General features: G+C 53.1%; 20 protein-coding genes and 1 pseudogene. 17 read left to right on the top strand and 4 right to left on the bottom strand.

The features are described 5' to 3' along the window. Window positions 1-96: 96 nt before the first annotated feature. Window positions 97-663 (top strand): pyridoxamine 5'-phosphate oxidase family protein, encoded by a 567-nt coding sequence (locus tag PAECUDRAFT_RS08245; RefSeq protein WP_006037663.1) that lies wholly within the window; start codon window positions 97-99, stop codon window positions 661-663. A gap of 63 nt (window positions 664-726) precedes the next feature. Here the strand turns inward: PAECUDRAFT_RS08245 and PAECUDRAFT_RS08240 are convergent, their stop codons facing one another. After that, window positions 727-3,846, bottom strand: coding sequence for a glycoside hydrolase family 2 TIM barrel-domain containing protein (locus PAECUDRAFT_RS08240; protein ID WP_006037662.1), 3,120 nt, complete (start codon window positions 3,844-3,846; stop codon window positions 727-729). Window positions 3,847-3,964: 118 nt separating this feature from the next. Here PAECUDRAFT_RS08240 and PAECUDRAFT_RS08235 point away from each other — a divergent pair, with 118 nt between their 5' ends. The 11 genes from PAECUDRAFT_RS08235 (at window position 3,965) to thrC (ending at window position 16,090) form a co-directional block, all read left to right on the top strand. Next, complete coding sequence (locus tag PAECUDRAFT_RS08235) at window positions 3,965-4,789, top strand: AraC family transcriptional regulator (protein ID WP_006037661.1); 825 nt, start codon at window positions 3,965-3,967, stop codon at window positions 4,787-4,789. Window positions 4,790-4,932: 143 nt separating this feature from the next. Continuing rightward, window positions 4,933-6,762 (top strand): cache domain-containing sensor histidine kinase, encoded by a 1,830-nt coding sequence (locus PAECUDRAFT_RS08230; RefSeq protein WP_006037660.1) that lies wholly within the window; start codon window positions 4,933-4,935, stop codon window positions 6,760-6,762. 30 nt (window positions 6,763-6,792) lie between these two features. Beyond that, entirely contained in the window at window positions 6,793-8,124 is a 1,332-nt protein-coding gene (locus PAECUDRAFT_RS08225) for a response regulator transcription factor (protein ID WP_006037659.1), read from the top strand. A gap of 162 nt (window positions 8,125-8,286) precedes the next feature. Further along, a complete protein-coding gene (locus PAECUDRAFT_RS08220) occupies window positions 8,287-9,153 on the top strand; it encodes a carbohydrate ABC transporter permease (protein ID WP_233516748.1) in 867 nt (288 codons plus the stop codon). A gap of 3 nt (window positions 9,154-9,156) precedes the next feature. Then, on the top strand, window positions 9,157-10,032 hold the full coding sequence (locus tag PAECUDRAFT_RS08215; RefSeq protein WP_006037657.1) for a carbohydrate ABC transporter permease: 876 nt from the start codon (window positions 9,157-9,159) through the stop codon (window positions 10,030-10,032). 110 nt (window positions 10,033-10,142) lie between these two features. Continuing rightward, window positions 10,143-11,582: an ABC transporter substrate-binding protein gene (locus PAECUDRAFT_RS08210; protein ID WP_006037656.1), complete on the top strand. Its 1,440-nt coding sequence runs from the start codon at window positions 10,143-10,145 to the stop codon at window positions 11,580-11,582. Window positions 11,583-11,733: 151 nt separating this feature from the next. After that, window positions 11,734-12,333: a hypothetical protein gene (locus PAECUDRAFT_RS08205; RefSeq protein ID WP_006037655.1), complete on the top strand. Its 600-nt coding sequence runs from the start codon at window positions 11,734-11,736 to the stop codon at window positions 12,331-12,333. Between the two features lie 142 nt (window positions 12,334-12,475). After that, window positions 12,476-13,717: a DUF445 domain-containing protein gene (locus PAECUDRAFT_RS08200; protein WP_006037654.1), complete on the top strand. Its 1,242-nt coding sequence runs from the start codon at window positions 12,476-12,478 to the stop codon at window positions 13,715-13,717. Between the two features lie 42 nt (window positions 13,718-13,759). After that, window positions 13,760-14,047, top strand: coding sequence for a hypothetical protein (locus PAECUDRAFT_RS08195; RefSeq protein WP_006037653.1), 288 nt, complete (start codon window positions 13,760-13,762; stop codon window positions 14,045-14,047). 105 nt (window positions 14,048-14,152) lie between these two features. After that, entirely contained in the window at window positions 14,153-14,551 is a 399-nt protein-coding gene (locus PAECUDRAFT_RS26690) for a hypothetical protein (RefSeq protein WP_006037652.1), read from the top strand. Window positions 14,552-14,689: 138 nt separating this feature from the next. After that, window positions 14,690-16,090, top strand: a complete 1,401-nt coding sequence (gene thrC, locus PAECUDRAFT_RS08185; protein ID WP_006037651.1) for a threonine synthase — start codon at window positions 14,690-14,692, stop codon at window positions 16,088-16,090. Between the two features lie 339 nt (window positions 16,091-16,429). On the opposite strand, the pseudogene PAECUDRAFT_RS08175 reads toward thrC, so the two are convergent. Further along, window positions 16,430-17,635, bottom strand: a pseudogene (locus PAECUDRAFT_RS08175) (IS256 family transposase). Between the two features lie 347 nt (window positions 17,636-17,982). Here PAECUDRAFT_RS08175 and PAECUDRAFT_RS08170 point away from each other — a divergent pair. Next, on the top strand, window positions 17,983-18,516 hold the full coding sequence (locus PAECUDRAFT_RS08170) for a hypothetical protein (RefSeq protein WP_006037648.1): 534 nt from the start codon (window positions 17,983-17,985) through the stop codon (window positions 18,514-18,516). 155 nt (window positions 18,517-18,671) lie between these two features. Next, window positions 18,672-18,938, top strand: a complete 267-nt coding sequence (locus PAECUDRAFT_RS08165) for a hypothetical protein (protein ID WP_006037647.1) — start codon at window positions 18,672-18,674, stop codon at window positions 18,936-18,938. 1 nt (window position 18,939) lies between these two features. Here the strand turns inward: PAECUDRAFT_RS08165 and PAECUDRAFT_RS08160 are convergent, their stop codons facing one another. Next, on the bottom strand, window positions 18,940-19,857 hold the full coding sequence (locus PAECUDRAFT_RS08160; RefSeq protein WP_006037646.1) for a patatin-like phospholipase family protein: 918 nt from the start codon (window positions 19,855-19,857) through the stop codon (window positions 18,940-18,942). Between the two features lie 209 nt (window positions 19,858-20,066). Continuing rightward, window positions 20,067-21,092, bottom strand: coding sequence for an NADH:flavin oxidoreductase/NADH oxidase (locus PAECUDRAFT_RS08155; RefSeq protein ID WP_006037645.1), 1,026 nt, complete (start codon window positions 21,090-21,092; stop codon window positions 20,067-20,069). A gap of 202 nt (window positions 21,093-21,294) precedes the next feature. Here PAECUDRAFT_RS08155 and PAECUDRAFT_RS08150 point away from each other — a divergent pair, with 202 nt between their 5' ends. The 3 genes from PAECUDRAFT_RS08150 (at window position 21,295) to PAECUDRAFT_RS08140 (ending at window position 25,446) form a co-directional block, all read left to right on the top strand. Further along, complete coding sequence (locus PAECUDRAFT_RS08150) at window positions 21,295-22,509, top strand: MFS transporter (RefSeq protein WP_006037644.1); 1,215 nt, start codon at window positions 21,295-21,297, stop codon at window positions 22,507-22,509. 293 nt (window positions 22,510-22,802) lie between these two features. Continuing rightward, on the top strand, window positions 22,803-24,602 hold the full coding sequence (locus tag PAECUDRAFT_RS08145; RefSeq protein WP_006037643.1) for an ABC transporter ATP-binding protein: 1,800 nt from the start codon (window positions 22,803-22,805) through the stop codon (window positions 24,600-24,602). A 352-nt stretch (window positions 24,603-24,954) separates the two neighbouring features. Then, on the top strand, window positions 24,955-25,446 hold the full coding sequence (locus PAECUDRAFT_RS08140; RefSeq protein WP_006037642.1) for a HugZ family pyridoxamine 5'-phosphate oxidase: 492 nt from the start codon (window positions 24,955-24,957) through the stop codon (window positions 25,444-25,446). Window positions 25,447-25,624 lie beyond the last annotated feature (178 nt).

Genomic DNA, 25,624 nt, shown 5'->3' with positions numbered 1-25,624 from the left:
TTATTAAATTGAATATAACTGTCTATTTGGATAAGGTCAAATTTCAGATAAGATAGACGTAAGTTTTCAAGCAAGCAGAGAGGGGATCGATCAACGATGTATGCATTTGCTGCCCAAGTTCGTTTGCAGCTGCGCGCTTGCACGGACGAGACGAAAATTCACGCGTTTCTGGAACGCGCCGAGACGGGGTTTCTCGGACTGTCGAACGAGAACCGGCCGTATGTCGTGCCGCTCAATTATGTTTGGATGGACGGCGCAGTCTACTTCCATGGGGCGGAGGCTGGTCGGAAAGTAGACGATATGCGGCAGAATGCGCTAGCTTGCTTCACGGTAAGCGAATCCTACGGCACGATAACCGATCCTGTGCCTGCCCATACGGACACGGCTTATATGAGCGTGATGCTGTTCGGCAGCCTCGCTGTTGTCGAGCAGCTGGATGAAGCAACCGCAGTCATGCAGAAGCTGCTGGACAAATATGTGCCAGGCTTCTATCGGCATCCGCTTGCCGCGCAGCATGTGGACAAATATCGCTCCTCGCTTGGCAGCCGAACGATTGTGTTCAAGCTAACGGTCGATTCGATGACCGCCAAGGAAAACGCGCCGAAAGAGGATCGCATGTTCCGCCCAGGGCAAATCGAGGGCATGCTGTCAGATCGCCATTGAAGCAACAACAATCCGAAAAGCCCATTCCTACCCGCGATAGTGGGGGGAATGGGCTTTGCTGGTTTAAACGAGCGTGATCGTAAAGCGAAAGCTGTACGGCCGATTGGCAGGCAGCGTATATTCGGGATGCGTCCGCGCGCCCCAGCTGTCGTCGCCTCCGACGCCCATTTGCTTATCGTTGATGCGCACGACCGTGCGATTCGTAATCGGCAGCTTATAAGCGTGGTCGCATGCTTCCAGCTCGCTTGGCGTCCACGGCAGCGCGTTAATCTCCATCGCCGTTGTGCTTTCAAAGCGCATGCCTGCGCCATCTATGCCATTGGAAACGCTAGCGAATCGGACGTCCGTCTTATTGCCACACTCCTGAGGGCGCAGATAAGGGACGAATTGGCCCTGCACGGTGCCGACATAACGCCCCAGACGAGCGCCGGACTTCCGGTCCCAGTAACTCTCATGCGGCCCTCGTCCGTACCATTCGATCGTATCGAGCTGTCCATCCAGCACGAACAGCATGCCGATTTCCGGGATGTCCGGCAGCCTGTCGCTGCCCGGGATGAGCTCCTGCTGGACAGTCATTCTGCCGTCAGCGGTAATGTCATACCGAACTGTCACGGCCGAGGATACGGGGACAGTCGGCAAAATGTAAGCGGCTTGGACGACGCATCGTTCGCCCTCCATCTGCCAGCGGAAGCTGGCAAGCTTGCGATACGCGCCTGCGTCCTTCCATACGCCGCAGCGCTCTTGCAGCTTATTGCCGAGATCGTTATCGGTTACGGCGCGCCAGAAGTTCGGGCGAACGGGCTCAAGCAGGCGCTCAAGCCCGCCATCCTTGTAGGACACGAGATCGCCCGAACGACGACTGAACGATACGGTCAGCTTATTGCCGGCAACAGTGAACAGGTCGCCCTGCTCGGTAATGCGCAGCGGAGCTTTCGTTGCCCCGGCAGCGGCGGCCGCTTGCACAAGCCGCGGAGAAAGCACAAACTGCTCCCAAGCGATCTCGTGCCCGGCTGCTGCCCACGCGGTGTCCGAGCGCAGCTTGAACGATACGGTCAGCACATATTCATGGGCAGGAGCGTAAGCAGTCTGATAAGGGAGCTCAACCACGTCCTGTTCGCCTGCCGGGAGAGACAGCTGCCTAATGCCCTGCTCGACGACTTCTCCGTCTTGCAAGACTTCCCAGTGCAGCACATAGGTGCTTAGATCCGTAAACAGCAGCTTATTCGAAACGCGTACTTGCTTTTCGGCCAGATTGACGGCCTCTATTGCGATGCTCTGGTAACATTTGTTGACCTCATGCAGCTTGGGCGTAACCGTGCGATCGCCGAACAGCAGCCCGTTGCCGCTGAAGTTGCCGTCATGCGGAGATTCGCCGAAATCGCCGCCATAGGCAAGGTACGTTACCCCATCTGCCGTCGTCGTGCGAATCGCTTGGTCGACCCAATCCCATATAAAGCCGCCTTGCAAACGATCATACTTGTCGAACAACTCGGTATACTTGTGCAGCCCGCCGCAGGAATTGCCCATCGCATGCGCATATTCGCAGAGGATGTAGGGCTTCGCCGGTTCGCTCAAGGCATAGGCCTCAACTTCATGCGGTTTGATATACATCGTAGACTCGATATCGGAGGCTGCCTCGGACGGCCGATAGTGGAAGATACCCTCATAATGGACGAGCCGGGTCGGATCGCATGCTTTCAAGAAATCATACATCGCAAGGAAATTGTCGCCGCCGAACGATTCGTTGCCCAGCGACCAAATTACGATGGACGGATGGTTCTTGTCGCGCTGGAACATAGAGTTGCAGCGATCCAGCACGTTCGCCCGCCATTCGGGATGGCTCGCCGGCACCGTTCGCGCAAGCAGATCCTTTTGCCCATAGGACCAAGAGCCGTGCGTTTCCAGATTCGTCTCGTCAATGACGTACAGGCCGTATTCATCGCACAGCTCGTACCAGATCGATTGATTCGGATAATGGGAGGTGCGTACCGCATTGATGTTATGGCGCTTCATGAGCACGATGTCGCGGATCATGTCTTCTTTGCCGAGCGCACGGCCGGTCTCGCAGCTGAATTCATGGCGATTGACGCCTTTGAACACGATACGTTTGCCGTTGATTCGCATCAATCCGTCCTTTAGCTCGAAGCTGCGGAAGCCGACGCGGCAGCTAGCCGTCTCCAGCAGGGCGCCTGATGCATCTTTGAGCGAGAGAACGAGCGTATACAGATTCGGCGATTCGGCGCTCCATAGTCGCGGGCTGCGAACGGCTGCCGCGAATGACAGCTGCGCGAGTTCCCCATGCCGGAAAGAAACATCGTCTCCGAGCGCCTCTTTCCAAACCGGCTTCCCTTGCCCATCATAAAGCTGAGCTTCGACACGGCATGTCGCTCCGGCATGATTGACGTAGTTTTCTACCTTCAAATCCAGCTGCAGCTCGGCATCGCAGTATGCCTCGTCCAATACCGTACGTACGAAGAAATCGGCGATATGCAGCGGGGGCGTCGCGTACAGATACACGTCACGGAAAATGCCGCTCAGCCGCCAGAAGTCCTGATCCTCCAGCCAGCTTGCATCGCACCAGCGATACACTTCGACAGCTAGTTTGTTATCGCCCGCAATCAAATACGGCGTCAGATCAAATTCCGCAGGCGTGAACGTATCCTCGCTGTAGCCGACCAGCTCTCCGTTAAGCCACACATAGAATGCGGACTCAACGCCCTGAAAGCTAATATATACAGGCTGGCCTTGCCATGCGTCCGGCACGTTGAACGTGCGAACGTAAGAGCCGACAGGATTGTATCGGGTCGGGGCAAAAGGCGGCTGCAGCTCCGGCTCGGATTCCGCCCAAGGGTACCGGACATTCGTATAATGCGGATAATCGTAGCCTTGGAATTGCCAGTGGGAAGGGACGGGCATATCCGCCCAGCCGCTGCTGTCAAAGCCGGTTTCGTAAAAATCTCGAATCCGCTTGTCCGGCGTTTCGGCGAATGCGAACTTCCAGATGCCATTCAGGGAATAATAAAAAGGCGAAGCGGCATGCTCGCCGCGCAGCGCGTCCTGGACCGACGGGAACGGCATGAGCGAGGCATGCGCATCCAACCGATTTAATTGAAAAATTTCCGGGTTATTGTTCCATTCCGGGTAGCCGTTGGCGGGCGGTTGATAGGTCCATTTGTCACGCACCGTAACCTCTCCTCGTACTTGATAGTTATTGTTATATTCATATTATAGAAGTGGAGATATACTAATAAAATAAAACAATATTACTTATTTATATCGTAATATGAAACGAGGATAACGTATGGAATGCAGCTATATTTTCTGCCCCGAGGACGATGCGCGGCGATTGCCCGTATACGTTACGACGGTCGGCTATTGGGCGCACCAAGGCGAGATGGTTCGTCCTGACGGCTTTCCGGACTATCAGATGCACCAAGTGCTCGCAGGCAAAGGCGAGCTTACGATTGCTGGCGAGCGCCATATCGTGGGGCCGGGCGAAGTTTTTTTCCTGTACCCGGACATTTCGCATGCCTATGTGCCGCTCACAGAGCCGTGGGAAGTTGCATGGGTCTCCTTCGACGGGCGGGAAGCGAGGCAGATGCTGCAGTATGCAGGCATCGTCGAATCGGGTCCTGTCCGCATGCGGGAAGGAGGCCTGCTTCAACCGCTGGAGCAAATGATTACGCTGGCGGTAGACGATGGGCTGGAGGCGAGCAACGAACGCGCGAAGCTGCTGTTTGCGCTGCTGCTGGATTTGAAGCGGGTGCTGCTCGCCCCGGCAAGCCAAGCACAGGAGCGGGAGCGGCTGAAGCCGATTTTGCGGCATATCGACGAGCAGCTGCATCGCCCGCTGCCTTTGAGCGAGCTGGCTGAGGTTGCGAACGTTTCGCCGCAATACGTATGCCGCTTATTTCAGCAGGTGCTGCATGTTCGCCCTACCGTCTACGTGAACCAGCAGCGCATTAATAGGGGAAAACATCTTATGGTTAACGAGCCCGCCAAAAAAATGTATGAAATCGCCCGCATGGTCGGCTTCGACAATGCGAGTTATTTTTGCGCCGTATTCCGCAAGCAGACAGGCATGAGCCCGGACGCGTTCAAGCGGATGCATGGCGTGAACGGATAAAAGAGGAGCTCACGCAGTTTTAGCGAACAATCATAGGGATTGCTACGATTTGCGTAATTATTCACCTTTTTATAATAGCAATAGGCATTCCGGGAAAAAGGATTTTTGTTATAGTACAAGTAACGGCGGAGGGAGAGAATACAGTGGGCAGATATGGCTTTAATCCGCTGACGCGCTTGAGCGTCAACCGACAGCTTTTGCTGTTGCTGCTCGTCATGGTGATTCCGATCCTTGTGCTGCAGGTGTTTGGCAGCGCGAAGGCAGAGGATATTATGAAACGAAACGTGACGAGCGCATACGCAGAATTGAACAAACAGAATTTATCCTTAATAAGCAGGGATACGGACACCGTTAGCAAAATCACGTCCACCGTCATCGGTAACCCGATCACGCAGCAGCTTCGCACGGATGCGGACGCTGCATCGAGCGAAGTGATTGAGCGCGTTCGCAGGTTTACGGCAGTCGATAAGCTGCTGTCTAATTACTCGACCGAAGCGGATGGCACGGACCCGATCTCGTATGCGTTTTACGTCTACGACCCGAATGATGTGTATGCGTTTGCACCCAAGCGCCAAATGTCATCGACGGGGGTTTATTTCTTCGATAAGGACAGCAAGCCGATCTGGTACGACGAGGCGGTTGCGCGCAAGGGCAATGGCTATATGAAGGTGATGAACAGCATGGTCGAAACGTCGGCAGGCAAGAAAACGCTTGCGTATATTCGCGCGGTGCGAGATACGAGCGCGGGCACGGGCGTTATCGGCGTGCTGGTCGCAACGAACATGGAGGAAAAGATAGGCGCTTCGTTGAAATCGGTTGACCTGCCGGAAGGCGGGAACCTTTTCTTTACAGACGCTACGGGCGTCATACTGGCATCGAGTGAAATGTCGAGAATGGGCACGTTGCTTGAAATGCCGCAGGATGTAGCCAAGCAATATGGTTCAGGCAAGGTATCGCATGTTATTGCCGGCGATGTAATCTATGTAGCGACGAATAACGGAGTCGGACAGAAGCTCGTCTATCAAATTCCAACAAAGTCGCTCATGCAGCAGCAGACCGAAATCAAACGGGTGATTTCGGTATTGTCGATTGCGTATTTGCTGCTATGTTGTATCGTGATGACGTACTTCTGGCGTTCGTTGATGAAGCCGCTGCAAAAAATGGCGTCCTTCTCCCGCACATACGAGCCGGGCAAGCTAGTGCCTGGCACGCCTGGAAAGGACAGACGGGATGAGGTTGGTATACTTATGACATCTCTCTACGATATGGCTAGACGGCTCAACATGCTGATCCATGACAAGTATCAGATGGAAATCAAACAAAAGGAAACACAGCTGCAAATGCTGTATCAGCAGATCAATCCGCATTTGCTATACAATACGTTGGAGAGCATTTATTGGAAAAGCACGATCGAAGGGCGCTCGGAATCAGCGGAAATGATCAAGGATCTGTCCAAGCTTATGCGGATCAGCCTTAGCCGCGGGCGCGAGCTGATTACGATCGGCGAAGAGCTGGAGCATGCTTCTGCGTATATTAAGCTGCAGCAGCACCGTTACGCATTCTCGTTCACGGTTGTATGGGAAGTGCCGGAGGATGCGCTGGTGTACCTCATTCCCAAAATTACGCTTCAGCCGCTCATCGAGAACGGCATCATCCATGGCATCAAGCATATGGGCGAGGACGGAGAAATCGCAATCCGCGTTCATATCGAGGCGGAGAAGATAACGATTCGGGTCGAAGACAATGGGTATAAAGAGACCGATTGCGAAGCAATTGAACGCATACTAAGCGGAACGGCCAGCGATGAGCAGTCTGGATACGGCATTCGCAATATCCAGCAGCGGATCCAGCTTCATTTTGGGCCTAGATACGGGCTCGGCTACCGTCCGCGAGAAGGCGGGGGAACCGTGGCTATCATTACGCTGCCGATGGTTACCGTTCCGCCGAGAGAAGCCGAGCAGGAATTGGATTAGGATGTAAAGGAAATCAAGGAGGGTGCCGCTATGCATCGCATTTTAATCGTCGATGATGAGCCGTTGATCGGTCAAGGGCTCAGCAGCTTGCTCGCGTCCTCGGGCATTGGGATTGAAGCGCTTTATGTCGCGCATAATGGTTATGAGGCGCTGGATTATATTCGCATGGAAGAGATCGACCTGTTAATTACGGATATTCAAATGGGCGCCATGAGCGGCATTGAGCTGATGCATCAGGCGAAGCTCGTGAGGCCGTGGATTCAAACGATTGTCATTTCGGCGCATGAGACGTTCCAATATGCGCAGCTGGCGATGCGGCTCGGCGCCAAAGATTATTTGATCAAGCCGCTGGATGGCGCGCAGCTGCTCGATTCGGTTCGCAATGTGCTGCTGAAGCTGGAGAAGCGATTGAAGACGCAGGAAGAGGGAATGGAAACGCTGCATGAGCGGTTCCGCATGTCCGAGCCGTCGGACCATGGAACGGAATTGCTGAACCGATTGCTGGCGGAGTCGTATGACGCCAGTGCAGGGGTGGCTGCACAGCTGGATAAGCTTGGCGTACAGCTTGCAGGCCCTTACTTTGCCGTGCTTAAGCTTCGCCTGCAGCTGCAAAGCCCGGATCGGCCGATTACCGATCGGGATAGCCGCCTGCTCCGTTATGGTGCGCTTAACATTGCAGCGGAGCTGCTGGAATCAGACCAAGGCTCGATTGTGTTTTATTCTGGCGACGCCGAGCTGAGCATTATTATGCAGTGGGACGAGGAAGCTTATGAGAACGCTCCGGCAGCGGAGAGCAAGCTGAATCGGCTTGATATGTTCGGCCGCAGCCTGCATCGCAGCGTGAAGCGATACTTAGGGCTCGCTTCCATCGTTGGCATCAGCCAAATCGTTCAAGGCCTGGAGCAGCTTCCCTTGCTGAATGGGCAGGCCGTTCAAGCATTGCGCTGGAGCGAGCGCCATCCCGATCATGATGTGTTTTACTACGGCGATTTCCATGAGGACCTCTATACGAAGGAGGAGCCGTCCGAGGATGAGCTCCGCGCCCAGCATAACCGGATTGCCGAGCGCTCGAAGGCTTATATTGACGAGCATTTCGCCCAGAAGGGGCTTACGCTTCATGAGGTGGCCCAGCATAACCACGTGAGCCCGAACTATTTGAGCTACTTGTTCAAGAAGACGATCGGCATGAACCTTTGGGAGTATGTCATGAAGCTGCGGATGGAAGAAAGCCGTCGATTGCTGTTGGAAACGGATATGCGCCGGTACGAGATAGCAGAGCGGGTAGGCTATGAGTCGCCGGAACATTTTAGCAAGATATTCAAAAAATACTATGGCGTAAGCCCTAGTGAGCTTAAGAAGTAATAATGCCTATCATCCCAATAGATTCGCACATGTGCATAAGGGGCTCCTTTTCCTAAAATGAAAGGGTAACTAACGCATATATGGAATGAGGGATACTCGATGAGCCAAACAGCTCTCCCGATTCAGCAACAAGAATCGACTGGAACAAGAAAGACGGGTATCATGCAGATCCTCAAGAAGAACCGTTGGGGATATCTGTTCTTGCTGCCCGCCTTTCTTATTTTTACGATGTTTTTATGGTTACCGATCGTCAAAGGCTTCTATTACAGCTTCTTTCATGTCGACTTCGTTAAAGGCGACGAGTTTGTTGGCTGGGACAATTACAAAACCGTTTTCCATGATCCTGATGTAGGAACTTCGATCAAAAATACGCTCTATTACATGGGACTTGCGTTGGTAATAGGCTTCTGGGTTCCGATCGTGTTCGCCGTGATGATCTCGGAGCTGCGCAAATTCCAAGGCATTGTACGGATTGCGGCTTACTTGCCGAACGTTATCCCGGTTGTCGTATTGTACGGGCTGTGGCGTTGGTTCTATGATCCGGTTGGTCCGATTAATGCTGCGATTACGACAACGGCAGGCGGCGAGGGCATTGCCTTCATGACGGATACAGCCTGGTCGATGATCTCGCTCGTTTTCATGGAAACATGGCAGCAATTCGGCTCCGCGATGCTTCTATATCTGGCAGCAGTCATAAGCATTCCGCGCGACTGGTACGAAGCGGCTGAGATTGACGGTGCGGGCGTATGGGCTCGCCTGCGTTACATTACGCTTCCTTCTATTAAAGGTTTGATCGGACTGATGCTCATGCTGCAGGTAATCGGTACTTCGCAAGGTTACCAATCCCAGATGGCAATGCTAGACGGCGGTCCGAATAATGCGACCTTGACCTACGCGCTGCTTGTGGTCAAATATGCAACAGCAAGGTTGGATATGGGCGTTGCATCCGCGATGGGCGTTCTTATGTTCCTCGTGATGAGCGTGTTAGCCATCATTCAATTCCGTCTCCAAAGCAAGGGGGAGAACTAAACGATGAAAATTCCAGAACGCGGCATCCTTTCCCGTTATGATTTAAGGAAGCCAGGCAATCGATTCACATATATCTTGATGGTAATCTTGATCATTCTCATGGCGTGCTCCATGATTTATCCGATACTTGTTTCTTTTTTCAACTCGTTAAAAACGAATGTAGAGGTCAACTCATTCCCGCCACGATTTTTCCCGTCGGATGGATGGCATTGGGAAAACTTCAAGACGGGCTGGGAGTATCTCGAATTACCATTGTTCCTGCGCAATACGATGTTGATCTTTGCCGGCAATATGGTCGTAACCGTTATTGTGCTAGGACTTGCGGCCTTCAGCTTGTCCAAGCTCAACGTACCAAAGGCGAATGCAATCTCGCTCTTCTTCCTGATTACGTTGTTCATTCCGCCGACGACGTACCTGATTCCGAACTTCCTGAATCTGAAGGATCTGGGGCTGCTTAATTCCTATGCGGCATTCTGGCTGCCAGCGGGCGCGAGCGCATTCAACCTGCTGCTGCTGAAAAATTTCTTCGACGGTCTTCATCATGAAATGTTTGAAGCAGCACGCATCGACGGCGCTTCGGAGCTGCGCTGCTTTGCACAAATCGCGGTGCCATTGTCGCTCCCGATTATTTCGACGCTGGGGATCTTCGTCTTCTCAACGGCTTGGAATGACTGGTTCTGGCCTTCCATGGTTATGCATGGCGACGACACCTATCCGCTTGCGACGGCAATTTACAAATACGTGCTCCAAGCGACTCGTTTGGATGTGAACATCCGCTTCGCGATCCTGTTCATGGTTATGCTGCCGCCGATCGCCGTATTCTTGGCTTTCCAACGTTACATTATGGGCGGATTGACGATGGGCGGCGTTAAGGGATAAGCGTAAAACTACACACAATCGCAATAGGGACACACATCGTACGAAAGACTCAAGCGAGATATGATTAGCCTGTAAGCAAAAATGATTAATTTTAGAAAAGGGGAGTATACATGCGGAAGTTGTTAACGACCATTGCTTGCCTTACTTTGACTGGAGCATTGCTATCAGCGTGTGGCAGCGACACAGACAAGAAAACGACAGAACCGACCAAAGAGCCGACGACCGACCAAGGTACTACAGCTAAGAGCCCAGAGGATGATTTGTTAAGCAAAAAGATTACGATCAGCATCTACTATCCTTCTAAGGATAAAGTGGAAGACCGTAAGCTTGAGGATGACAAAATTCGTCGCTTTACTGAAAAGTACCCGAACGTAACGGTAGAAAAAAGCGACTGGCATTATAACGTAAATGAAATCGGCATCAAAATGGCGTCGAACGAAGCGCCAACGTTCTTCAATACGTTCGCAACGGAAGCGAAATTCCTGATCCAGCGCGGCTGGGCAGCCGACATTACGGATTTGTGGAACAAATACGAATTCAAGGATCAAATCAACCCAACGCTTCAAAGCCAATTTATCGTTGACGGCAAAGTGTTCGGCGTCGTGCAAAAAGGCTACTCGACTAGCGTAATGGTCAACAAAAAAATGCTGGACGATAAAGGCGTAGCTATCCCATCCTACGACTGGACTTGGGATGACATGGTGAATACGGCTAAGGCAGTAGCGGAGCCGGCTAAAGGTATCGCTGGTATCGCGCCAATGGGCAAAGGCAACGAAGCAGGCTGGAACTGGACGAACTTCTTGTTCGAAGCAGGCGGCCAAATCATTAACACAGAAGGCGGCAAAGTAACGGCTGCGTTCAACTCGGATGCTGGCGTTAAAGCGCTTCAACTGTATGACAAACTGCGTTGGGAAGCGAACGCAATTCCGAAAGACTGGGCACTCGGCTGGGGCGATGCGACAGGCGCATTCGCACAAGGACGCACGGCGATGGTTATCGCTGGCGCAGAAGGTCCGCTTGATCAAGCAATGAACCAAGGCGGCATGAAACCGGAGAATGTCTTGACGTTCCCGATGCCAGCTATGGAAGCAGGCGGCAAACATTATGGCGTCCTTGGCGGCGACTATCTGGTAATCAACCCGAACGCAACGAAAGAAGAGCAAGAAATGGCGTTCCGCTACATCACGTTTGACTACTTCTCCAACGATTGGCTGACGTCGATTGAGAAGGACATCCAAGCGCGCAAAGCGGAAAACAAATACTACATCCCGCCACAAATGAACTACTTCAGCGCGGATTCCGAGTATGGCAAAAAAGCGCAAGCGATCTTCGACAAATACGACAACGTATACAAATACGCTGCAGAATCGAACGCATTGCTTGATGGCCAACCAGAAGCGCAATACAACACGCAAGAGTACTATGCTGAGATGACGAACGTTATCCAGCAAGTATTCTCGAAGAAAGGCATCGATCCAAAAACAATGCTCGACGCAGCTGCTAAAACGATGCAAGAGAAATACTTCGACAAAATCGAAGTAGCGCAATAATACGAAGAGCGGCTAAACGCCGACCCAGCCAGCCCGGTCAATTCATTGATCGGGTTGGCTTTTTATTGCAGGAAATCTTGACCTGCTCGTACCGCAGGGGAGCGCAACCTATCGGTCAAGTGCCTCGTCTGTGCTAGTGAGGTGAGGGCAAATGAAACGATCGAAGGCGTCGCGCATAGCCGTTTGGCTGCTGTCCGTCATATGGCTCGCAGCGCTCGCAGGCTGCGGCTCGGATGCAAGCTCGGAGAAGCAGGGGACGGAGCAGCTCGGTACGAGCACGATCGCTGAAACGAAACAAGATGATTTTATCTATCGCTTGATCATTGAGCCGGCTGACGCTGCTTCCAAGCGTGATGTGAAGCTGTATGGCGAGCTGGAATATGTCGGCGATAAGGACGAGATCGATATTCATCATGCAGCATCCCCGTTCTTTTTCTTCCTAAAAGAAACGACGCGAGGCTATGACATCGGCTATATGATGAATGAGCCGGCAATTACGACGAAGCTCAAGAAGGGTGTGCCGCTGCGTGAACAGTATAAAGGCGGCGGAGGGTATTCGGAGAAGGATGACACGGACTATGTTGCCTTTATCAAGGACCTGTGGAAGAATGGATTTCCTGTAGGGCACTATGAAGTTACGGGCTGGGCGGACTTCTTTACCGGACAAGAGGCTAGTAAACAGGATTACCACATAACTGCGAAGCGTGCCTTCGATATTAAGGAGGCGGCTAAGGCCGTATCCACACCATGAATTGAGGCGGCATCTGCATGAGCAAAAGGCATTTTGGGGAAAATGGTCCCCAAATGCCTTTTCTTGTTTTGCATTCATGTTTACAGCGGGTTCTGGCAAGGGTATGATTTGTACGTAACTCTTTCCAATCAGGAGGCTCCTTATGAATTCTCGCTATTTGGCGGTCATGTCGCTTGCCGTCATGGCATTGGGCTTTATTATTACGTTGTTTCTAGAGGAGACGACGTGGGTTTTCATCCTGCAAAGCGGCTTCGAAGCAGGGCTTGTCGGCGGCATTGCCGACTGGTTTGCGGTGACGGCGTTGTTCCGCCATCCGCTTGGCATACCGATTCCCCACACGTCCTTGCTGCTTCGCAATCGGGACAAAATTGTCCGGGCGCTCATTTCCGCTTTGGAGGATGAGCTGCTGAACAAAACGAGCATCGAGAATCGGATTCGCAAGCTGAAGCTGCTTCAGCTAGGCGGCAGCATGCTGACCAAGCTCGCGGCAAGGCGCAAGGTGCGGGTAGGCGTCATCGAAGAGCTGATTCCGATCATCCAGCAGCTGCCGCTGGAGCGTGCCGCCGCGATTGCCCAGTCTGGCGTTGGCGCCGTCGTCGAGCGGATGGATTTCAAGTTGCATGCGGATCAGCTGCTGACCAAGACAATGGAAGCGGGCTATGACGAGAAAGTGCTCGACTATGCGCTGGGTGAAGCGCTGCAATGGTCGCAGCGTCCTGCGACGCGCGCGATGCTGGGCAAGCTGGCCAACGACAAGCTGTCCGAAGTGAAGATGGGCGGGTTGATGGGCTTTGCCGTACAGGCATTCGCAGGCTTTATGGACGAGGAAAAAATTGGCGGCATGCTGCAGGGCATGCTCGTGTCCGGCATTCGCAATCTTCAGGATCGCGACAGCGCTTATCGCGATACGATTATGCGCGAGCTTCGCGTCAGGCTGTTCCAGCTTGCTGAGGATGACGAGCGGATCGGGAAGCTGCATCAGCGGGCGCTGGATGCGATTGCAAGCGATAAGGGCGCATTATTTATGCTGGCTCGGCTCGAAGAGCTGCGTGCGCTCGCGCTTGAGAAGCTGGAGGAGCAGCGGGAGACTGGCGCTCCTGCATTGTTTGCGATCTATGCATCGATCGTCCGCAGCCTGAATCGGGATTCGGAGCGGATCGCGCGCTGGGAGGACAAGCTGCTGGCCTATGCGATTCATCTCGTGGAAACGAATCATTATCGGATCGGCCAGTTGGTGAAGGACAATTTGGACCAAATGGACGATGCGGCGCTGGTGAGCATGCTGGAGGACAAAGTGGGGCAAGATTTGCAGTGGATTCGCGTTAATGGCGCCATCTGCGGCTTCATCGTCGGCATTGCGCTCTCGCTCATCCAGTTGATTTAATGGTACAATGGCGATATTAATTCAAGAGGGGTTGGCAGCATAATGAGCAACGAACAATTGGAATATGATGAGAACGAGCTAGTGGAGCACTTGGCTGCACAGACGAAGGTGCCTGCGAATACGGTGCGTCTCGTCCTTCAATATGAGCAAAAGTTTATCGACAACGCGAAGCCTAACGCGCGCGGGGAAGTAGACATCGACAGCGATGAGCTGGTCGATTACATTTTGAAGCAGCGTGACGTGAAGCTGGACGAGCTTACGCTGGAGACGATTCTCGACGCAGAGATGGACTATCTGGTGGACAAAGGATACGCAGAGTTCGAAGACTAGGTTACCTGGAAGCAAGGATGAGGGCGGCGCGCATAGCGCCGTCTTTTTTTATTTGGAAAAAATCGCTAATCCGTCAACTGCTATTCCCTTGGTACAGCGAACGGCGTGGGGCATGCTTGGAATAAGGTCAAAATCGATGGCGAATATTACAACTTAGACGTAACGTGGGATGATCCTGTGCCGGATAAGCAGGGACGTCTGGTTTACAGCTATTTTAATGTAACGGATGCGGTACTGGCGAGTGATCATAAGTGGCCGGCTGCTACTGCGACTGCGTATGAATACTTTGAGTATAAGGGCTGGGCGGTGCACAGCGCTAAGGAGCTGAAGGATCGCATTGCCAAGGCACTCGCAGCGCGCGAGACGGAAATCAGCTTCAAAGCGACTTATGAAGGCGATGAAATCGCAGATATGAAGGCAGCGCTAGGAACAAGCAGCGTTTTGTCCGGCTATTCGTACACCTACTCCGGCCGTGCCTATACGCTTACGATCCGCTATCGTTAGCTCGCGTGTCGATTGGTGGAACTTTTCTTGCGGTTTTGTTTGCAGAAAAGCGCTTGAGACACGTATAATTACGCTAATAGGATAGCGCAGGACGGCGCTGTATCGGCAGGATGCCGACAATAGTAGGAGGGAATAGGGATGCAGTACAAGAGCACCAGGGGCAAGGTTAGCGGTATCGGGTTTATTGATGCATTTTTGATGGGATTGGCCAATGATGGAGGATTGCTCGTTCCCGAGCAAATTCCAACCGTATCGGCTGAGACGTTGAACGCTTGGTCGAAGCTGTCTTATCAAGAGCTGACGCTCGCGATCCTCGATTTATATACGAATGACGAAATTCCGGCAGATGATTTGAAACGCATGGTCAATGACAGCTACGCGACGTTCCGCCATCCGGAGGTGACGCCGGTAACGAAGCTGAAGGACGAGCTGTATCTGCTTGAGCTGTTCCACGGCCCGACCTTTGCGTTCAAGGATATCGCGCTTCAATTCATGGGGCAGCTTTACACCTACGTGGCGCGTGAACGGAACCTGCCGATCAATATTTTGGGAGCGACATCCGGCGATACGGGAGCATCTTCCATTGAAGGTGTTCGCGGCAAAGAAGGCATCAACATTTGCATTCTCCATCCGCACGGCAAAGTCAGCAAGGTGCAGGAGCTGCAAATGACGACGGTGACGGACAGCAACGTGTTGAATTTGTCCGTGCACGGCAACTTCGACGATTGCCAACGGATGATTAAGGATCTGTTTGCCGATCTTGATTTCAAAGCGAAGCATAATCTGTGCGCGATTAACTCGATCAACATCGTTCGGATTATCGCCCAGACGGTCTATTACTTCTACGCGTACTTCCGCGTGCAAGAAGCGAGCGGAGCAAGCCAAGTAAGCTTTAGCGTGCCATCGGGCAACTTCGGCGATATTTTCGCAGGTTATCTGGCGAAGCGCATGGGGCTGCCGGTTGATCGCCTCGTCATCGCGACGAACGCGAACAACATTCTTGAGCGTTTCGTGGAAACAGGCGAGTACAAGCCGGACAACTTCCGGATGACGTACAGCCCGTCGATGGATATTCAAGTAGCGAGCAACTTTGAGCGTTATTTGTACTATGTCCTTGGCGAGAACGCTGAGGCGATCGAATCGCTGATGAACGGGTTCCGTGCGAACGGCAGCTTGTCCGTCTCCGCTGACGTACTGGAGAAGGTTCGTGCCGAGTTCGGCGCATACGGCGTCGACAACGAAGCGTGCCTCGAGACGATCAAGCGTTACGAGGCTTCGACAGGCTACCTGCTTGATCCGCACTCCGCGTGCGGAGTAGAAGCAGCTGAGCAGCGCGGCCAATCGGGCAGCGTTATGATCTCGCTAGCGACGGCGCATCCGGCGAAGTTCGACGAGGCTGTGCAGTTAACGGGCATCAAGCAAGAGTTCCCGGCTCAGATTTCGAGCTTGTTCGATAAGCCGCAGCGCCAGACGATCGTCGACGGCGAAACGGCTGCGATCGTGAGTGAGCTGGTGAAATTTTACCCGGCGCAAGCATAAATAGGTAGGGCAAGCGGTGCAGGAGCGTATTCCTGCACCGCTTTTTTATGTTTGGGGGCGGGCGTTGGGCGCAGCCGCGCCCGCGAGAGCGAATAGGGCATGTAAGTATGCCCTATTGGGCGCAGCCGCGCCAGCGAGAGCGAATAGGGCATGGAGATATGCCCTATTGGGCGCAGCCGCGCCCGCGAGAGCGAATAGGGCATGGAAATATGCCCTATTGGGCGCAGCCGCGCCCGCGAGAGCGAATAGGGCATGGAAACATGCCCTATTGGGCGCAGTCGCGCCCGCAAGAGCGAATAGGGCATGTAAATATGCCCTATTGGGCGCAGCCGGGTAGCGTCAAGAAGTTTGTGTAAGCTCTAGGTTGGGGTGATTCGCGGCGTATCGTTCCAGATACATTTGTTCAAGCTTCGCCTTCGTACCAACGTCGACAAATCCCCGTATCGCTCTACCGCACCATTTTTCGTTGTAGTCGAGTGCTTGCAAATAAATAATCTTTTCAGCAGCTTCAATATTGGTCAAGCTATTCATTGGCTTAAGTCGTTTGCGAAGCTCTTTGTTCATCCGTTCGATCGGGTTAGAGGTGTAGATGGCTGGCCACGTGAGTACAGGAAACTTATAAAAAGCGAGTAAGGTGGGGAGCTGTGCTTCCCACGACTTTACTTCTTTCGGGTATTGTTTGCTCCACTTGGCCTTGAAACCATCAAATACAGCTAAAGCGACATCCCCATCCACCGCAGTATAAACGAGCTTTAGATCGTCGAGAAACGCGGTCTTGTCGGATACGCGGATTTTAGGAAACGTGCTACGGACTTTGTGGACGATGCAGTGTTGCACATCGGCCTTTGGATAGATTTCTCTAAAGGCTTCTTCTAGTCCTGGAAGGCCATCGAAGACGCCAAGCAACACGTCTGTTGCTCCGCGATTTTTCAGGTCTTTGAGGACCTTTCTCCAGCCATTTGCGCTCTCATGCCCGCCTACGTAGAAGCCAAGGATTTGGCGGATGCCTTTTTCGTCAATCCCCATAGCCAAATAAACAGCCTCACTGCTAACGGTGTTACGCTTTAGCTTCACATACAAACCATCTAGGTAGATCACCGAGTAACGCTTCTCGAGCGGACGTTGTTGCCACTGTTCAATGTCTTCCATAACGGTTTGCGTAATGTTGCTGATCGTCGTTGGCGAGTACTGGGAACCAAACATACTCTCGATGAATTTTGCGACTTCTCACGTGCTCATGCCGCCTTTGTACATGTGGATGATGGCCTCTTCTAACCATCCCTCGCGGCGCTGATACGGCTGGAACAGACGGGTCTTGAAGTAACCTTTCCGATCTCTGGGCACTTGCAAGTCATTAATGGTTCCATAGCGTGTTTGGTAAGTGCGCGTGTAGTTCCCGTTAAGGCTGGTACGAGGGCCTTGATGCTCCGTGCTAATGTAATGTTTAATTTCTTCACGAAGCAGCAGTTCTAGCTTTTCCTGCACCAGTTTAGTTACAGCATTTTCAAGTAGATTGTTGAAAGAATTTTCGGGTATATTAGTCATCGAGTAGGGCTCCTTCTTGGTGCGTGTGGTAACCCCGAGAATACCCTACTTTTTTGCTGCCTGTTAAGGCTCCAAATGTTGGTACACAAACAACTTTACATCATCCGCAGCCGCGCCCGCGAGAGCGAATAGGGCATGTAAATATGCCCTATTGGGCGCAGTCGCGCCAGTATAAAACGCTCGCCTCGGGCGGCGGTTCCATTGCATTTGACCGAGAGGCTGATACGTTCTCCGCCCCGGGACGGGTTTTGCGTCCGAGACATTTACATCGGCCAAACATGGTGGTACGCTAGCTGCATCAAGGTTCAGATGACCAATAACGATACGATGAAAAAAGGAGTTAACCAATGACTATGCGGCGTAATTATGGTGTAATTGCCATCGTGGCAGGGCTGATCTGGCTGCTCATTCAAGCGCAGTCAACGGATGGACGTTCCTATACAGAACCGGGCAACATTTTCGCTTATTTTTGGCCGATGCTGTTCGTGCTTCCGATTGGCGTGTTCTTCCACGTAGCGTATCTGTACAAACGGTCGAGAGCGGCAGCAGGCCTGCTCATTCCTGGCGGCATACTGGTTGTATCCGGCCTGACCTGCCAAGTTGCGATGCTGTTCGATGCATGGGGAACCATGTGGCCGGGATTCTTGCTTGCCGTCGCGTTCGGGCTGCTAGAATTCTACCTGTTCGGCTTCCGCCTCTTCTGGCTGTTGCTGCCCGTGTTCGTGCTTGGCAGCTGCGCGATCATCTTCTTCTCCCTGCTCTCGCTTGGCGCTATCGCATCGTTCAACAGCTTGCAGGGGCTGACGGCATGCTTCGTGATTTTGGGCGGATTGCTCGTCCTGCTGATGAAGCGCAGCGGCAGCGACCATGATAAGTTTTAAGTAATGAGATAAGCAGGACGACAAAGGCGTGCCAGCGTGACGGGCGCGTCTTTTTTATATGTGGTTTTTGCAAAAAAATCGTTGATGGTTTTGGTTTTGGAATGAAACGGATTGTTATAAAACGGATTAAGGACAACATGGTGAGGTGATATGATTTGCGCAGCAAAATTCCACTTTTCTTGGCTGTTATCGTGATTGGCGGTATCTTGTATTTCACTCAAGAAGACAGCCAGTTACCTAAGGTGTATTTTGAGGATATCAAGCCTGGCATGACGTATGAGGAAGTCATCAATAAAGTAGAGAGACCATTTCAGGATGTAGGGTCCGGGGTGTATATTCTGGTCTATCAACTGAATGACGGAGGAAAAGCGACTTTCTTTTTTAATCTAAGGAACGTGCTTGATCGCATTGAATATTCATGATTTAAGATGAACGGAACTTGCTCTTATACACGGCGAAGTCCCAACTGGACAAAAAGCTCTCCGCGGCCATTGCCCCCGAATACCGAAGGAAAGCGACGGCATCCGGCCCGAGCGAGAACTGGGTGCTCGTAATCTCTCCCGTCGGGATAAAAATAGTCCGGCTCTTGCCATGCTCGTCGACATGCCGCTGATCATGAGCCTGCAGCATCGTTTTGAACAAAGCGCGAGACATGGATAAGGGGCCTTTGATCCGGACGGGGTCCGTAACCGTATGGCGTTCGGACAGCTTGAAGCCGAAGGTCGGCCATCGCGGCTCGCCTGCTGTATCGAACAGCCAAATCGGATAGTTGCTTAGTATGCCGCCGTCTACGACAAAAGTCGGGCGAACGCTAATCGGGGAGCGCCAGCGATAGGGCTGGAAGAAGAACGGGATAGAGGTGCTCATGCGAACGGCGGTCGCAATCGGAAACTGCTCGGGTGAGATGCCGTATTCGTGGAGGTCGTCGGGCAGCACGAGCATTTTGCCATTGGAGATGTCGGACGCGATGATGGTGAGTTTGCCGGGCGGCAAATCGCTGAACGTGCGGATGTTTTTCTGCAGCAGCAGCCCGCTCATCCATTGCTCCAGCTTCTCGTTGCTGTATAGGCCCAGCTTGAACAAGAGAGACAGCCCGCCGCCGAAGAGTGGAATACGATTGAGGACGCCTCTGCCGAGCAGCTCCCGATATTGCAGCGATTCGATGATTGATTTTAATTCAGCAGCAGTAAAACCACTGGCGAGCAATGCGGCAATGATCGCGCCAGCGGAAGTGCCAGCCACCCGTTCCCACGTGTACCCTGCATCCTCGAACACCTGTATTGCACCCGCAAGCGCAATGCCTCGCACGCCGCCGCCCTCGAATACTGCATCCGCTTTCATTGAGCCTCACTCCTGTCTGCCAATTCACTCTCCCTAAGCAGCGCTACTGTCACGACACGTCTTCACGTCGAATCTGTATGCTGTACTATATAAATATGTGCGTCTGTAAAATGTTGCTAATCAAATGATTCGCCATGCTCGTCCATTTTCCTCGACGGCTGGCGAAGCAAAAGCCCGTCCATCGGAATCCGTGGACGGGCTTTTCGCTTCTAGTAGCCTCGCAGGTATGGCTTTGGCGGCTTCGCCTCACTGCCTGTCGCTTGCTCGGCATGGAGCGCCCAATACGGGTCGCGCAGCATGCCGCGGCCGACAGCGACAAGGTCGCAGTCGCCGTTCGCTACTGCTGCAAGGGCGAGCTTAGGCTCGTCGAGCAGCCCGACGGCAATGACCGGCAAGCCGGTCGCTTCCTTGACCGCGCGCGCCATCGGCAGCTGATAGCCCGGGTAAACGTCCAGCATGACGGGGCTTGTCGCTACGCCGCCGCCGGTGGAGATGTCCAGCAGCTCAACGCCAGCAGACTGATACTTCCGGCATAGCTCGATGCCGTAAGCAAGATCGTATCCGCCTTCGCCGTAATCGACGGCGGATACGCGCATTTGCAGCGGAATATGACTGGGCAGGACGCTTCTGGCTGCTTGAATGATTTCGACGCCGAAGCGGGTAGGATCATCCGAGCCGTATTCATCCGTGCGCTTGTTAATGCTCGGCGAGTGGAATTGATGAATGAGGTAGCCATGCGCGCCATGCAGCTGCACCGTATCGACGCCAGCTTGCACCGCGCGGGCGACGGCGTCACGGAACAGCTCAACCATTCGCTTCGTCTCATCGGTAGATAGGGCGCGGGGCTGCTTATAGGCCGGGCTGAATGCGACATCCGACGAGCTGACAGGCACTTGGGCGCAATTCGACTTGCGTCCTGCGTGGGCGATCTGGATGCCGACCTTGGCGCCATGCCGTTTCATTCGCTCGATCATGCGCGCGAACGCAGGGATTTGCACGTCTGACCAGAGGCCAAGGCATTGCTCCGAAATGCGGCCATCCGGCTCGATATCCGTCATTTCAATGACGATCAAGCCGGCTCCGCCAACAGCGCGGGATACATAATGGACATCATGCCAATCCGTCGGTTGTCCGTTATTATTTTCTGCTGAGTACTGGCACATAGGCGGCATTACGATGCGATTGCGCAGCTGCAGTCCGTTAAGCTCGAATGGCGTGGATAACGTAATGGACAACGTCGATTCACCTCGGTTTTTTTACAATTATTATACCCTTATATAGCGATCGGTGTACACGAGATTTCGAGGCCAAAATGGTTGCTAGCCGTCCCTCTCGTATGGTATGTTCCTTATCAATTAAGCACGACCTATAGTCAGCTTACGATCGGAAGGAGATGCTGCACCTCATATGTCAGCTGCAACCACAGGAGATAGCCGTATGCAGGCAACTGTTCGTACGGCTACGATTTATTCGATTTTGTTCGCAATCAGCGCGTCTCATCTGCTCAATGATGCGATGCAGTCCGTCGTTACCGCACTTTTCCCCGTTCTCGAAGATTCGCTCGAGCTCAGTAATACCCAGCTGGGCTGGATCGTGTTTACGCTGAACATGACGTCTTCGGTCATGCAGCCGCTCGTTGGCCTGTATTCGGATAAAAGGCCGATGCCGTTCATGCTGCCCATCGGCATGGCGTTAAGCTTGGTGGGGATGGTTATCCTTGCCTTCGCACCTACGTTATGGACGTTGCTTGGCGGCGTTATTCTGATCGGACTCGGTTCAGCCGTCTTTCATCCCGAAGGCTCGCGCGTCGTCCATTTCGCTGCTGGCGGACGCAAAGGGATGTCGCAATCGATATATCAGGTGGGCGGCAACTTCGGCCAAGCATTGGCGCCGCTCATGGCTATCTTTATTTTTCTTCCGCTCGGCCAGCACGGCGCGGTGTGGGGAACTTTGATCGCTGCGACTGCGATTCTGCTGCTGCTGCGCGTCGCGCCTTGGTATAAGGCGCAGCTGCTCGCTAATGGCACGCCGCCTAAGAAACGGGTTTCAGCTGCCGTCCCGACTGCCGCCGCTGAGGCCGAGGCGCGCAGCAACAAACGGATGGTCATCTTCGCGCTGTCGCTGCTCGTGCTCATCGTGTTCGCGCGTTCTTGGTATTTTGCCGGAATTTCGACGTTCTATCAGTTTTTCGCAGAGGATCAATACGGCTTGTCCAAGAAAGCTGCGCAAGTGCCTGTTTTCCTCTACATGACGGCAGGCGTCATCGGGACATTCTTCGGAGGCGTACTGGCGGATCGCATCGGCCTCAAGAAAATGATCGTGCTCTCCATCGCCGGTGCTGCTCCGTTCGCTCTGCTGCTGCCGCATGTTTCGCTGCCTTGGGTGTATCCGGTCATGTTCATCATCGGCCTGATCCTGCAGTCCGGCTTCTCGGTTAGCGTTGTATATGCGCAGCAGCTGCTTCCGGGCAGCGTCGGGATGGCATCGGGCCTCGTGACGGGGCTAGCCTTCGGCATGGGCGCCGTCGGCGCAGTCGTGCTGGGCAACATCTCGGACAGCTTTGGCCGCGCGGATATGATGTTCATCGCGAGCTTCCTGCCTCTGCTCGGCTTGCTCGCTTTCTTGCTGCCGCGTGAGCGGAGCGCTAGATAATCAAGAGGCTCCGCTTAGTTGCGGAGCTTCTTTTTTGTACCTAGATAAATGAGATTGGTGGATAAAGCGCCCTGCACTTTTTTGATCCGATAAGCATTTCGCTTAACGGCAGAGCATTTCAGCCAAAAGACAGGGCCATACTCGGGAAATCAGCGAATGGAAGCGCTTATGCTGGAATACGATGATTTACGGCGAATTGGAACCATTTACACCATGGGCGGTTTCCCATACGATTAGTTCAGTTTGAATCGGATTAACCATCTATTGTATAGAGAAGAAGGGGTAGGTGCATCATGAGCAAAACAGCTGCTGCAGCGGCATCCGTCGTCGATTACGAGCGTACGTTTGAGGCCGCAGCGATGGACAAAACGCAAAGTCCTCTCCGGTTTTTGTTTACGCTTTATCAGGGCAATCGGATGAATCTCGTTATCTCGCTTATTTTCTTTATGATCAAGCACTCGCCGATTTTCATTCTCCCGATCGTAACGGCGAATATGATTAACATCGCGACCAATCCGTCAGCGCATACGACCCGGGAATTATGGATTAATTTTATTGTGTTAGGCGTCTCTATCATTCAAAATATTCCGACGCAGCATTTTCACGTATCGTTTATGAGCCGCGCGGTTCGCCACGTTGAAGCGGGTTTGCGCAGCGCGCTGGTCCGAAAGCTGCAGCAGCTGTCGATCAACTATCACCGCGAGCTGCAGGCGGGCATGCTGCAATCCAAGGTGCTGCGCGATGCGGAGTCCATCGAAGGCTTGTCGAAGCAGCTGATGATGTCTTTTCTCCCTTCTATTATTAATATCGTCATCGCGTGTATTTTAACGGCACGCAATAGCCTAACGGTTTCGATGTTCTTCCTGATGACGATTCCGGCATCGGTGCTGGTCATATACTTGTTCCGCCGGAACATCCGCCGTACGAATAAGGAATTCCGCAAGGAAATTGAGCAGATGTCGTCTCGCGTATCGGAGATGGTCGAGATGATTCCGGTGACGCGGGCGCATGGCCTTGAGAAGGTCGAGATTGCCCGGATGGACAACACGCTTCGCTCTTTGCAGGGCAAGGGCTATAGGCTGGATATAACGGAAGCGTTCTTCGGCTCGTCTAACTGGGTGCTGTTCCAGCTGTTCCAGATATGCTGCCTTTTGTTTACGATTTACTTGGCGTACCATGGTAAAATTCCGGTCGGGGATGTCGTGATGTACCAAGGCTTTTTCGGCATGATTCTCGGCTCGATCACCTCCCTGTTGAATGTGTACCCGAACATTGCTAAGGGCTTTGAATCGATTCATTCGATCCGCGAGGTGCTTCGGTCGCAAGAGATCGAGGACAATACGGGCAAGCTGAAGCTGACGGAAGTGAGCGGCGAATTTTCGTTCCGGGATGTTAAGCTCGTTTATCCGGGCAATGAGCATCATGTGCTCGACGGCGTTACGCTGGATGTTCGGGCAGGCGAATGCATAGCGTTCGTGGGCGAGTCGGGCGCCGGGAAGTCGACTGTGTTGAATTTGGTTACTGGCTTCCTGATGCCGACGGCGGGGCAAGTGCTGGTCGATGGCGTCGATTTGGCTGACGTCGATTTGTCGCGCTATCGGAAGCATCTGTCCGTGGTGCCGCAGACGACGATTCTGTTCTCGGGCTCGATTCGGGACAACATTACGTATGGTCTCAAAAATATTACCGAAGAGCAGGTTCGCCGGGTTGTGGAAATGGCAAACCTGAGCGAGATGATCGAACGGCTGCCGCAGGGGCTTGATACGATGGTCGGCGAGCATGGCGGCAAGCTGTCCGGCGGCCAGCGCCAACGCATCGCGATCGCTCGCGCGCTGATTCGCGATCCGCGCGTCATAATTCTCGACGAAGCAACCTCGGCGCTCGACAACCAGTCCGAGCATCATGTGCAGAAGGCGATGCAGGAGCTGATCAAGGGGCGCACCACGTTTATCGTTGCGCATCGGCTGTCTACGATCCGTGATGCTGATCGCATCGCGGTCATGAAGCAGGGGCGTATCGTAGAGGTCGGCACATTCGATGAGCTGATGGCGAGCAAAGGCGAGTTTTATCATTTGAAGCAGCTGCAGCTTTAGCTATAGTTGCTGTGGGCGCACGCGCAAACCAATGGAATAGGGGAGAAATATCTGTCCTATTGTCACGCGCACGCGCAAACGGATGGAATAGGGAATAAAATATCTGCCCTATTGTCACGCGCACGCGCAAACGGATGGAATAGGGAATAAATATCTGCCCTATTGTCACGCGCACGCGCGAATCGATGGAATAGGGGAGAAATATCTGCCCTATTGTCACGCGCACGCGCAAACCGATGGAATAGGGGAGAAATATCTGCCCTATTGTCACGCGCACGCGCAAACCGATGGAATAGGGGAGAAATATCTGCCCTATTCCCCAGTTCACTAAAAGGAGGGGAGCCAAACGTCGATGAAATCGCCCGATCTCGCGAAGATGCAGCAGCAATTTTCCAGCTTTATTAGCAGCATGAAGTCGCTGACACTCGGCACGATCAACGAGGAAGGCAAGCCGTTCCTGTCCTACGCCCCGTTCGCGCTGCATCAAGGCAAGCTGTACATCTATATAAGCCGTATCGCGCAACACTATCGTCATCTGGAAGCAAACCCTTCGGCAGACGTGATGCTTATCGAGGACGAGTCGCGCTCGGCGAATCTGTTCGCGCGGCAGCGGGCACGATTTGCATGTACGGCTATTAATGTTGGGAATGAAGGCTGCGAGCCGATATTTGCATTGTTAGAGCAATCGTTCGGCGAGCCAATGATCGGCATGCTGCGCGAGCTGGATTTTTCTTTATTTGAGCTGATACCTCTGGAAGGGCGTTATGTAGTCGGATTTGGCCAAACGTTCGATATCGATGTGACGGGTGAACGGTTCGAGCTTGCGGCAATAGACCGATCATAGCCAGATAGACTGCGCACAAAAGTGCCATCCTATTTTAATTAGGTCACACCTAACAAAACCCCTCTGCCCCTCGCAGAGGGGTTTTGCTGCGCCTAACGATTGCCGACTTACGAAATTTTTATACGAAAATCGGAACAATTCCCAGTTTTGAAGCGTCTAACATCTGGTATAATGTTGA

The sequence above is a fragment of the Paenibacillus curdlanolyticus YK9 genome (genome assembly GCF_000179615.1).
Lineage (GTDB): Bacteria > Bacillota > Bacilli > Paenibacillales > Paenibacillaceae > Paenibacillus_T > Paenibacillus_T curdlanolyticus.
Note: the sequence above shows the minus strand (reverse complement) of the source record. Positions and strands in the feature narration are given on the sequence as shown.